The sequence below is a fragment of the Salegentibacter sp. BDJ18 genome (assembly GCF_017579965.1).
Taxonomy (GTDB): domain Bacteria; phylum Bacteroidota; class Bacteroidia; order Flavobacteriales; family Flavobacteriaceae; genus Salegentibacter.
The window spans coordinates 52,241-65,090 of the sequence record NZ_JAFLQX010000019.1 but is presented as its reverse complement, the minus strand read 5'-3'; the positions used below and the strand labels follow the sequence as shown (position 1 = coordinate 65,090).

The window sequence follows — 12,850 nt, the reverse complement described above, 5'->3', positions numbered from 1 at the left end:
AAGTTACGGGGTTTGTGAACCCCAATATTTTTCATAATCGGTTTCTGATGGTGGATTTGGAGCCCTTACTATTCTAAATCCTACAAATGGGGCATCTGTATTCCACCACCTACTTTTAGGAAATTGCGGATCCCGCATTTTCCAATTTTCAAGTGAGCCCAATCGGGCGGCACTTCTTAAATACTCGGCATCATCATAATAAGAACCTCCTCTAACCGAGCGTGGGTATTCAGTTTCAGGAAATTCTATAGGGTTTATTGTTACAGATTTCCTGGTTCTATAAACTTCTGGCAGGTATTGATCTAGTGTCCATTCTGCTACATTTCCATACATATCATAAAGGCCCCAGGGATTCGGTTTTTTTTGACCTACTTTATGATAAGAGTTTTCACTATTGCCATAAAACCAGGCATATTTGTCCAAATCTTCAATATTATCTCCAAAATGAAATGCTGTAGTAGTACCCGCACGAGCTGCATATTCCCATTCGGCTTCTGTAGGCAATCGATAAAAATGACCTGTTTTGGCAGATAACCATTCGCAAAATTTAGAAGCTGCATGATGGGTTACATTTCCTACTGGTAAACCTTCACCGGTACCCATCCCCAGGCTCATATCCACATAAGGAATAGTAGCTCCCGAGACTGCATCTACTGCTATATCTACGTCTCCCGCTTTGGCAGTTGGTTGAACTCCATCTATTGCCCTATTCACAAACAAATTATATAACTCCCAGGTAATTTCATGTTTGGCCATCCAGAAAGCGTCCACTTTCACTTCATGTACAGGACCTTCGTCCATATAGCGGTTTTCTTCACCTTCAGGACTTCCCATTCTAAAGGTTCCGCCAGGGATTGCTACCATTTCAATTACCAAATCTGATCCTGCTATTTGCTGAGTATAATCTTCAAGTTGCTTTTCCTGGGAAGAAGCTGTTGTAGCAACTAAAAGAAACAGTAAAATAAACAGGTTTTGTCTACTTTTCATCTTTATAAATTTTCTGACTTCTTAAATAAATACTGGTTAAAAATGGGATTGAGTTTATAAATGAGTAAGTTCTACTTTGCGAAATTCTACTTCAGCACCTTCAGCCTGTAAGGCGATATGTCCTTTTTTTGCAGTAGAATTAAATCCTTCATTTACCAGATCGCCATTCACCCATACTTTAATAGTATCTGCACGGCTTTCAATTACCATATTATTCCATTCTCCCAAAGGATTCTCAGAATCGTCGGTTAAATTTTTAATTCTGCGTTCTTTACCTTCTGTTATACCCCAGTTTTCCTTAGGCCCTCTACGCTCTTCCATGTTAGGCACTTCAACATTTTCTACTATACACCAAAAATCACCTGCATTTTCATGCATCATTTGCACTTCTATTGATTTTGGAAACATATCGTATAAAGCACGCGGGGTAGATGCATGTACTAACACTCCACAATTTCCAGGTTCTCCCGGAAAGCGATAATCCACGTCCAGTTTATAGTTTTGATATACTGAATCTGTAATTAGATGCCCCTGCGGTTCACCCAAACTAACCAGTAAGCCATCCCTAATTATAAATGGACTTTTAGCACCTGGACCTTCATCCATTTTAGGTACATCCACATGCCATCCTGAAAGATCTTTTCCATTAAATAGACTGATTGTGTCACTCCGTTTAGTTTCGTGACTTTTACAGGAAAATATTAAAAAGGATAATACATAAATTGCTATATAATTTTTCATCTAAATCTTTTAAAATTAAATATGTTTAATAAAACGCCAGGAAAAGATTTTATCATCTTAAATTCCCGACGTTTATTTCCAATTAGTTTAATATCCAGGGTTTTGAATCAATTGATCATTTCTATTCATCTCATCCCTTGGTATTGCAATGAAATACATCTTATCGAGCCACTCACGGTTTTCTATTCCCGGTGAGAGATCTCTGACTTCATATTCGTAATTATAACTGGAAGGATCATATCTATATATCTGGATATTAGCTCCCGGTTTAAGAAATCCTTCTACGTCAATAATACGAACCTGTTGCCCCAGGGTTTGGGGTGCAATCATCCATCTCCGAGCATCATGAAAACGATGTTCCTCATAAACCAACTCCACCAGACGTTCTTGTCTATATTGCTCCATCAAATCCTGTCCAGATGCTGTAATAGCTGGCATACCAGCTCTGTAACGAATTTTATTAAGCCATTCTTTAGCCATATCTTCTTCCCCTAGTTCTATAGAAGCTTCAACATAGTTAAGGACGGCTTCTGTATATTTAAGAAAGGGAAAAGGAATCTGCTGACGAACATTCTGATCCACGATGGCAGGATCTGGATCGGTGAATTTTCTTACATAATATCCAGTATGAGTTCCATTCCAGTCTTCTATGGCACTACTACGTGTATCTAAACCATTATGTGTTATGGTTTCTCCGGTACCAGATTTTACTTCATAAGTTCCCGTCTGGATTTGGTCAAATGGATCACTACCAGCCACATCTGCGGTTCGGGGTTTCCAGTCTGCCCCATCGTATAAAATAGTAGCATAGAATCGTGGATCCCGATTATCATATGGATTATTAGCATGTTCGGAATTATTCCAGTTAAACTCATTTCCATCTATGAGCTCATAGTGGTCTACTAAATTTTGGGTAGGAGCATTCCCCGCCCAGTTATGATAACCATTTGGACCATTATAAAGTCCTATCTGTTGTCCCGATTCATTTTTTGCAGCTACAAAATACCTTGCAAAAAGTAGTTCGGTAGCTGCTGCAGGATCTGCCATAACACTGCCACCTCCAAGGGAAAGGGCCATATAATTTTCTTTGCCTTCTTCTGCAGAAACGGGTTCAATTAGGTCCATTTTATATCCTCTATTCAAATCTACAACCTCTTTGGCTGCAGCCTGTGCTCTTCTCCAACGGTCTTGTTGATTTCCACTTACATAACCAAGATATTCGGGATTAGAATAACCCGCAATATCAGACGAGTTAGCCGAGGCTGTTGGAATATCGTGAAGATCACTCGCTGCGTATAATAATACCCTTGCTTTAAGAGCAAGCGCAGCTTCCATACTAGCCCTCCCATCTACATTTAAGCCTTCCAATAAAGGTTTGGCACTATCTAAGTCTGAAACAATAAATTCTACTGTTTCTTCAAATGTATTTCTAGGAATCTCAAGGTCTTCGGAATCTAACGTATAAACCTTGTCTACGATAGGCACTCCTCCGTGCATCCTTAAAAGATTATGGTAGTAATACGCTCGTAAAAACAATGCTTCTCCTCTAAGCTGGTTAACCATATCTGGATCATCAAAACCAGGCTCTTCCAAATTCTCTAAAGCGATATTAGCCGCACGAATTCGACCATATAGGTCCCCCCAGTTATACGTATAATTTATAAATCCTCTTTCCGCAGGTCCAGATCGCGATTCGGTGATGGTATTAATCCCTCTACCAGGGTGCGTAAACAAAGCTTCGTCTGATAGTGAAGCCATCATTTGTTCATCAAACCCTCCCTGTCCTAAACCATTGTATATTTCGAGTACAAAGGCCTCTGCCAGGGCTGCATCCACCCAAACATCTGATTGCGAGAATTCATCTAAAGGTTGGGTATCTACAAAATCGTCATTACAACCTACTACTGCAAAAAGTAAGAGCAGGAAATATCCTATATTTTTCATTCTATAATTTTTCATATTTCGAGAATATTTAAAAAGTTACTGCTACTCCCAAATTCAAAATTCGAGATTGTGGATAATAATGTCCAATGGAGTTGGTCACTTCGGGGTCATAGGCAGTCATGCCACTCCAGGTAATAAGATTAAAGCCGCTGGTGTAAACCCTTAGACTACTCATTCCAATCTTTTCCCCTATTTCAGCTGGAAGTGTATATCCTAATTCCACATTTTTTAAACGGATATAGTCTGTACTCTGAAGCCAATAGGTATTATTATAAGAATAATATTGATCACCACGATCGGTGATACGAGGATGGACTGAACTGGGATTCTCTACGGTCCAACGATTATCGTAATGTTCCTCCAGGTAATTTCCAATAGAACCGGCCTCATCAGTACCAACTCTTATTTCTCCTCCAGCTGCACCCTGAAAAAGTACAGAAAGATCAAAGCCTTTATATTGGGCTCCAAAGTTAAGCCCGCCCTGGAAGGTTGGGGTGGTGTTTTTATCCCGACGTACTCTGTCATCTGGTGTAATAGAACCATCACCGTCATAATCCCGGTACTTCATATCCCCAGGCCTGATGGTATTAGTAATATCACTATAATCAAGAGTATTACTCGCTATATCTTCTTCATCTACAAAAACTCCATCATAGATATAATACAAACCGGAATTTATTGTTCTTCCTGTAGTTCGTTGCCATTCTGGCGCACCCGGCGCCTCGTCCCAGAAAATAATTTTGTTCTTGGCATATCCTCCATTAACATTTACATTGTAGGTAACTTCGCCAGCCTTACCGTTGTGCCCAATATTAAAGTCGAATCCTCTGTTTTCAATTTCACCAATATTTTCTGCCGGAAGTGTCATCCCCGCTGATTGCGGTATGGAAGCGTTTCTTCTCCAGAGAATATTAGAACGTTTGTTTAAGAATACATCAAATTCAAAATTAATTGCTCCTTCAAACATCTGTCCATCCAATCCTATATTATAGTTATTAGCAACCTCCCATGTAATTAGTGGATTTGGAACTCTACTTTCGAAGAGAGTTTGGTTTACAGCCCCGCCGGCAACGTATGAACCAAGTCCATAGGTAGCAAAGTATTGGTACTCCTGAAGCACATTATCGTAATATACATTATCGTTACCCATTTGCCCCCAGGAAGCTCTTAATTTCAAGAAGTTAACTATAGAAACATTTTCTTTCCAGAAATTTTCCTCAGAGATACGCCATCCAAGCATAAAACCTGGAAAGAAGCCGTAGCGGTTCTCTGATGGAAACATATATGAACCATCATATCTCCACAAGAATTCAGCTAAATATTTTTGTTTATAATTATATCCAACTCTGCCAAAATAATTTAACCTTGCTCGTTCCCAGGCGCTTCCTGAGTTGTTGAGTTCCTCTCTACCACCCGCGAACATTTGATCTACTGTAGTTGACAGGAAATACCTTCGAAAAGCTCCAAAAGTTTCATTGTTGATGGTTTCACGGTTTACCCCTGCGAGCAAGTTAATCTCATGATCTCCAAAATCTCTATCATAGCTCAATACGCCACCCAAGAGAATATTCAATTGATCTTCATTTCCCTGATTTAAGTTTGGCTCAGCCGGCCCTCTTTGACCTCTTATGAGTGCTGGAGTTTCCCCATCATCTTCATAATCCCCTTGCCACGTGTATAAATACCAGGGCGTTTGCCAGGTTTTAGTTTGCCTAACATACTTATCTACGGCTGCGGTACCTGTAAATTTCAGCCCTTCTACCCAGGGTGCTTCAATTACTACCTTCCCGTTGGTCTGAAAATAATATCTTTTATCTCGGTTATATCCGGTTTGGTCTGTTGTGATTACCACAGGGTTTTGACCATTCTCAATATCAGGACCCGGCATACCATTTGGCCAGTAGGCATTGGAAACGGGACTACCTCTCATTAACATTCGGAAAATATCTGAAGCGGCCTGGGTGGGAAAATTTCTGTCTTCTTCTCTCCCCAATACTCCAATTTGTGTGCTGATATAATCACTAATTTCCGCATCCATATTAACACGAATTCCGTATTGTTGATAATTTGTCGCCGAATTTTTGTAAAAGGCATCTTGATCCTGATAATCAATGGAAGCTATTAGGTTAACGTCTTCACTTCCCCCACTAATTTGTAAATTATGTTTTTGCTGGGTAGACCAATCTTTGAGAGTTTCTCCAAACCAGTCGGTATTGGGATAATTCCAGGGATCTTCTCCACTTCGAAAGAGTGCAAATTCCTCTGGCGTAAATGGCGCCAGTACTTCATTTCCATCAGGTCGGGTATAGACACCTGTGGACTGAAAGGCACTATTTGCAGGTTCCCATTCATTAACAGGAAGTTTATAAACTTCCAGGTCATTTCTCATCTCAGCGTATTGAACGGCATCAGCCAGATCTGGAATTACTGTAGGCTGTGTGAATCCCATATTATAATTATATGATAATTGGGCCTTTCCTTCCCTTCCTCTTTTGGTGGTAACCAAAATAACTCCATTTGCTGCTCGAGCTCCATAAATAGCTCCAGAAGCATCTTTAAGAACAGAAATATCTGCAATATCTGCTGGGTTTAATCGTTCAAAACCTCCAGCTCGGGCAGGAATACCGTCAATTACAACTAAGGGACTACTATCTCCTAAAGTATTGGTTCCCCTAATTCTAATATTAGAGCCATCATAGCCTGGTTCACCACTTCCCTGGGTAGCAACAACTCCCGGAATTCTACCTGTTAATGCGTTAGATACATTTAGGTTCGCTGATTTTTGAATTTCTTCCCCACCGACCGTAGCAACTGATCCAACTATATTCTCTCTTTTTTGAGTACCATAGCCCACTACTACAACCTCATCCAATTGAGCCTGATCTTCCTGAAGTACTATCTCCAAAGTAGCTTGTCCATCTACACTCACCTCCTGAGTCAAAAAACCTAAATAGGAAAAAAGTAATACCGCATCCGATCCTACGGTTATTTCATAATTTCCATCAAAGTCTGTGACTACTCCATTAGTAGTTCCTTTTTCTATTACATTCGCACCCGGTATAGGCATCCCGGTGGGATCTGTTACAACACCCCTTACGGTCTGTTGTGTTTCCGAAGTTGCTTTTTTAGGGAAATACCCTAGTGATATTAATTCATTTTTATCTGGAAGTTTTAAGTCCGGAACGAATTCTTCCGAAAATAGCGTTTCTTCACCTGGACTATTTCCTGTGGCGGAAACTACCATCGGACAGATAATAAATGGTAAGTAAAAAAATATTAATTTATTCATATTAAATTTAAATTTCAAAACGCATCCAGTGTTCTATAAGACCACGTTTTTGGTTAATTAAATGAATGAATTTTCTCTTTTCATAAGCTTTTTTTTGTTTTGTGCATTCTGTTAAAATTGGTTTATTTCATTGGCGGGGCAGATTTAATTAATACTTATTTTAGAATGTGGTCGTTTATTTTTAAATCCATCTGTAAGGAAGAATTTTAATTAAACGTTTTAGTAAATACGTAGTATGCATCCATAGTTTATTAGGTCTTAATTCTATCACGATGATATATTAAATTCGTGCTACTTAATTGTATTTATATATACTGGCTTTATCATTATTCCGGGAAATGACTAACCTTTTTGCTCCATTATTGAAGCGCATAAGATTAGCATCTCGAATATCTCCGGATAACCATAAACTCGAAAATTGGTTATTAGTGGTAACTTCTTTATCAATTACATTCAAAAGAACTCCCTTTGATGCATCAGATTTTCCTAAATTCACCCTATAAGGGAAAAAATTTCCAAGAGCTACGATATCATTCTTCCCATTACCAGTAAAATCATCAAAGGCAAAAGCATTGATCATTGATAATTGAGACATCTCTGGCAGGGAGGTTAAATTAAACTTACCATCACCAAGATTATCTACATAGATCGAGCTTAGTTCATTAATCTCAAGGATTGAAGTAGATGTTACATTTGCTGCTTTTAGCAAATCCTTCATAGTTGCACTGGCATATTCATCATAAGAAGTATATTTCTTCCGTAGTGAAGCTACCTGCCCAAGCAATTCATCTCTTCCTGGGAGAGGGTAACTCTCGCCGTCTATGTAGTATGACAATACCGGATCAAAATTCCCGTCTTTATTTATATCCTGAACATAGTATACCATTGGTTCTGTCGCGGAAGCATAAAATTGAGTATTGAGCCCCGCATTTCCAAGAAGAAAATCTATATCCCCATCAAGATCATAATCCTGTGCATCTATGCTACTCCACCAACCCTTCGTCTTATCCAGGTTCAACTCTGTGGTCTTATCTGTAAAAATACCATTGTTGTTTTTAAGTACCGTTAAGGGCATCCACTCCCCAACTATAAAGAGATCTGGCCAGGAATCATTGTCAATATCTGTCCAAACGGCATCTGTTATCATTCCTAGTTTTTCCAAAGCCATTTCTTTGGTATTTGTGAATTTCACAATACTATCCCGGCTGTCATTTCTTAACAATATACTTTGGGAGGCGAAAGGATAATTCTTTGCTTTATGGCGTCCTCCTACGAAGAGGTCAAGATCTCCGTCCTTATCATAGTCTACAGAAACCACCACTCCCCCACTAAAAGAAGTATTAGGTAGGGAATTCACTGCTTTTTCAAAGTTTCCAGCACCATCATTAATATAAAGCCTATCCTCATAAAAAGAAGATCCTACAGGTTTTTCATTTCCCCCACTCAATACATACATATCAAGATCACCGTCAGTATCAGCATCAAAAAAGTGTATTCCTACATCCTCACTGTAAGCATCCTCTGGTGCCGTCCAGGGCTGTCCTTTCGGCCCTTTCTCTAAAGTTCCATTATCTTTTCCCAAATACATCTGCCCTGACTGACCGGAAGCCCCTCCAAAAAAAACATCATCATTACCATCTCCATTAACGTCTCCAACAGCCATTCTACCTCCTAAACGGGATAATTGATATGGAACTAATCCCTGATGAAGAAAATCTACATAATCGTTTTCCTTATGCTCAAAATCTAATCCTGATGATTTTGTCACCTCTTTAAATAAAGGTGTTTCGATGTCTATTGGTGATTGGGACTTATTCACCGCATCAGTTTGATTAATAGTCAAAACTTGATTAGGATCAATATTTTCAAGAATAGATACTCTTCCATCTGGCCAAACCACCTCCAACTTTTTTAAGTTTTTTTCTTTACCTATCCCTATTGTTAATTGAGGTTCAACAGAAGATAAATATCCTCGCGTATAATAGGCTTCATGATAAAGCTTCTTTTGATCTCCTAGTGTTGTGATGACTTTTGCTCCCAGACCAAATGTATTATGGCCTTCCCCGTTCAGCTTTATTTTAATATAATTATTCTTATGAAAATCCTGCTGGTTGTTTTGATATATGATAACAGGATCATTTAAATTACTAACTACAAGATCAAGGTCTCCATCATTATCCAGGTCTGCATAGGCCGCGCCAGTAGAAACAGAGGGTTTATCCAGGCCCCATTTTGTAGCGTGGTTTTTAAATTTTATTCCATTAGTGTTTCGAAATGAGTAATTTGAAATTTTAGTAGAAGGCATTTTACTAATTAACGGTAACAAATCAACGGTTTGATTCCTGGCATTAGCTTCCGATATTTCCTTACTTGTAGTGAAGTTCACAAAATCAAGATTGGTCACGTCCCGTAAATAGCCATTGGTAATAAAAAGATCTTTTAAACCATCATTATCGAAATCGGCAAACAGTGTGGCCCAGCTCCAATCTGTATTAGAAATCCCCGAAAATTGGGCAATTTCGCTAAAACGTGGAATTGAATCTTTGGCAAGCCCACGATTAAGCTGAAATGTATTTCTCATATATTGATGATGATAGCCGCTATCTACCGCTTTGGAGAATTTATTATATTCATCGGGTCCTTTCAGAATTTTTTGTCTATAATTATCTTCGGGAAGCATATCAGCCACAAAAATATCAGGGAGACCATCATTATTAACATCAGCAATATCTGATCCCATACCGTATTTTGAAAGTTGTCCCATGGCGAGATGAGAAATTTCCTTAAAAGTCCCATCTCTATTATTCAAATAGCAAAAATCCTGTTCTTCGTAATCATTAGTTACATATATATCTGGCCAGCCATCTTTGTTAATATCTGAAATTGATGCACTTAAACCAAAATTAAGCCCGCTGCCATGTATCCCGGTTGTTTCGGTTACTTCCGTGAATTTATTATTGTCATTTCTGTATAATTTATTACCGAAGTAGGGATGTCTTAAACTCCTCAATTTTTGCACATTAAAAAATGCCGAATAAAACATATTCGCATGGTTCAACAAAAACATATCAAGATCACCATCCAGGTCGTAGTCAAAAAAGTAGGCTTGAGAAGTAAAGGTACCCCGAGCATCGACTCCATATTCATGAGCACGTTCCGTAAAAGTAGGAGTTCCACCTTTTTTTCCTCCGTCGTTAATAAAGAGTTGGTTTGATCTGGAAGAATACTCTTTTACAATGGCCTTGTTGTATCCTTCGGAAGGGGCATTTCCAGAATAGGAAACGTAAATATCCAACCAGCCATCTCCATTTATATCTACCAGGCTTACCCCTGTGTTCCAGTCATTTCTACCCTGAAGACCTGCTTGAAGAGTAACCTCCTCAAATTTCCAGTCTCCAAGATTAAGGAATAATTTATTAGGCACCTGGTTACCTATAAAATAAATATCGGTTAAGCCGTCATTATTTAGATCTCCAACTGCTACTCCCGCTCCATTATAGGTATACTCATAAGTCATAATATTATTATGTCCATCTTCTGTAATAACATTAGAGAACACTATTCCTGTTTCATCAGGAGACATTTCTGTAAACATACCAGGTTTCTCACATCCCTGGATTATAATCATTAATCCCAGAGTAAAACCCGACGCTATATTTCGTAAAAACTTTTCTAATTTCATAAACTTAGAGGAACACTATAACGGTTACTACTACTTACCTGCTACTCGCTTTTCACTGATAAGTGTTTTTACCACTTTTTGAAGTTTATCTGGCTTATTTTCATACTCACTTAAGTCAATAATTTCTACTTTTCGGAAATCAGTAGGATGACTTTCACTTTGTAACGAAATTGTACCTTCTTTTAAAAGCTTCCCATTATCTCTTTGTGGCTTACTATAACGCATTACCTCTTCCCCGTTTACATAGTGAACCATTAATGAATCTCTTAGCACCAGCACTTCTACCCGAACCCACTGATCTCCATGATAGGTATGAGAAGAAGATTCTTTGCAATGAGTTTTTATGAGTTTGTCTTCCATTATATATTGGGTTCCAGGAGTACAAAGATTAGCAGTAGATCGTTCATTTTCTCCGTTACCCCCAAGTAATTGGACTTCTATTGAATTAGGAAAGTCCTGATCTTTGCCCATAGTTGTCGGCTCCTGTCCATGTAACATAATTCCATTATTTCTATAGGCCCAACCACCTGGATTGTTAGTAACCTGGTCGCCTATAAAGCGATATTCCACTCCTATGAGATAAGAGGAGAAAGACTCCTTATAAAATATATGTCCGAACTTATTATCAAACCCCCCGTCATATTGATCGTATCTAATTTGTAAGTTCCCATCTTCTACTCTGAAAGTATTACCGAAGTTCTCACCAAGATCATATCCGCGAATTTTAACTTCCCAATTATCTAAGTTCTCTCCATTAAAGAGGGGTTGCCATTGACGTGATTTTTGTGAAGTACATATAAAACTTCCTAAAATAATTCCAAATGCTACGTTTATGAGGGGCTTAAACATATATATTTATTTAGTTGAAAACGATAACCAGAATTCTCCAATCCGATTCCTCCTATTACATTCAAGTCTAGCTTACTTGTAGGTAAAAACAAGAATGAAATAGTTATTAAAAAATTAGTTTTATAGCTTGTGATCTTTTATTGGATAAGCTAAATTTTGTAAAAAATTTAGCTCAGATAAACAGTGGGAAATCACATTAAACAATATTTAATATTAAGTTAAATGATTTATTAGGAAATGAATATATAAATATTATTTCTAAATAAATGTACCTCATACATTTTTTTTCATTTTTTTAGAAAATTCTTACTATAATCAAATTTCACCTAAAAAATTTTTAATAAAAAAAAACAGGATAGCTTTACCGAAATTTCATTCTGTTGTCAGGGAATAAAGAGAAATTTATAAAATTCAAGTTTTGGAAGAAAAACGAAAATTAGTTCTGGTAATAATATAAAGCGATAGATTGTTTTCCAACCTAATTCTAACCGCTTTTAATGTGAATTACAAAATTTGCTTGTAGGTTCAAATCAGATTTAGCGCTGTTCACTGCTCCAAACTTAAAAAATTTGACAATTGAGGAAGGCTATTAGTTAGTCAAAAAAAAGGGTTTTTTGATTCACCATCTTCTGGTAATATTAAATTCATAAAGTATATGAAAAATAAAAACCTTTCCGCGAACGGAAAGGTTTTAAAAATTAATCCGAAAACATATTCTTTATGCTTAACACCTAAGTATTCCTATCCCCAAATAAAAATACTTAAAAAACATGCATCGAATTAATCCCCAAATTATATCGTCAAAAAGTTTCTAGCTCTATCTACTTAACTATGCTACTAAACTTATCTTTTAGTGATTTTTCGTATTTGTTATAATTAATTAAATATACCTGCTCCTCTAAAAGAGCTTTCTCTCTCCATGTGAGAGAATTTGGTAATTCGTTAGTTCGCCCCATTTTTTTAAGATTCATTATTAATCAGAGAATATCTTCTCTATACCTTCAATAGATGTGAAGTCTTTACTTAACATCTTCTAATTTGATCCTAAACAATGTTCATAATAATTTGAGTAACTTTTCGAATATCCCAGGTATTACTAATTTTATCAATGACTATTTTTAGTTGAATATTTACGCTTCCCGTCAAAAGTAGAAAAGATGCAGAAAGGATTAAAAAAAATGTCGTGAACGACCACTTTTTTGTCGTGAACGAGTATTTTTAGCATAATGAACGTATTTTTTACATCTTTAAAACAGGTAAGTTCTTCACAAAGAATTATAATTGATTTAATATTGAAATGTTATAGCCGTTTTGGTTCTTTTAAATAATTATATATTTTACTTAAAAAACTATAATGC

At 37.3% G+C, this 12,850-nt stretch carries 6 protein-coding genes; all 6 read right to left on the bottom strand.

The features are described from left to right. Nucleotides 1-3: 3 nt before the first annotated feature. Complete coding sequence (locus J0871_RS10920) at nucleotides 4-987, bottom strand: formylglycine-generating enzyme family protein (protein WP_208225248.1); 984 nt, start codon at nucleotides 985-987, stop codon at nucleotides 4-6. Nucleotides 988-1,041: 54 nt separating this feature from the next. Further along, a complete protein-coding gene (locus J0871_RS10915) occupies nucleotides 1,042-1,728 on the bottom strand; it encodes a DUF1080 domain-containing protein (RefSeq protein WP_208225247.1) in 687 nt (228 codons plus the stop codon). 87 nt (nucleotides 1,729-1,815) lie between these two features. Then, nucleotides 1,816-3,672 (bottom strand): RagB/SusD family nutrient uptake outer membrane protein, encoded by a 1,857-nt coding sequence (locus J0871_RS10910; RefSeq protein ID WP_232228829.1) that lies wholly within the window; start codon nucleotides 3,670-3,672, stop codon nucleotides 1,816-1,818. A 28-nt stretch (nucleotides 3,673-3,700) separates the two neighbouring features. Further along, a complete protein-coding gene (locus J0871_RS10905) occupies nucleotides 3,701-6,961 on the bottom strand; it encodes a TonB-dependent receptor (RefSeq protein ID WP_243870472.1) in 3,261 nt (1,086 codons plus the stop codon). Between the two features lie 295 nt (nucleotides 6,962-7,256). Then, the gene (locus J0871_RS10900; RefSeq protein ID WP_243870471.1) at nucleotides 7,257-10,643 is read right to left on the bottom strand and encodes a VCBS repeat-containing protein; all 3,387 of its coding nucleotides are present in this window, start codon (nucleotides 10,641-10,643) and stop codon (nucleotides 7,257-7,259) included. A 30-nt stretch (nucleotides 10,644-10,673) separates the two neighbouring features. After that, nucleotides 10,674-11,492, bottom strand: a complete 819-nt coding sequence (locus J0871_RS10895; protein ID WP_208225246.1) for a DUF1080 domain-containing protein — start codon at nucleotides 11,490-11,492, stop codon at nucleotides 10,674-10,676. Nucleotides 11,493-12,850 lie beyond the last annotated feature (1,358 nt).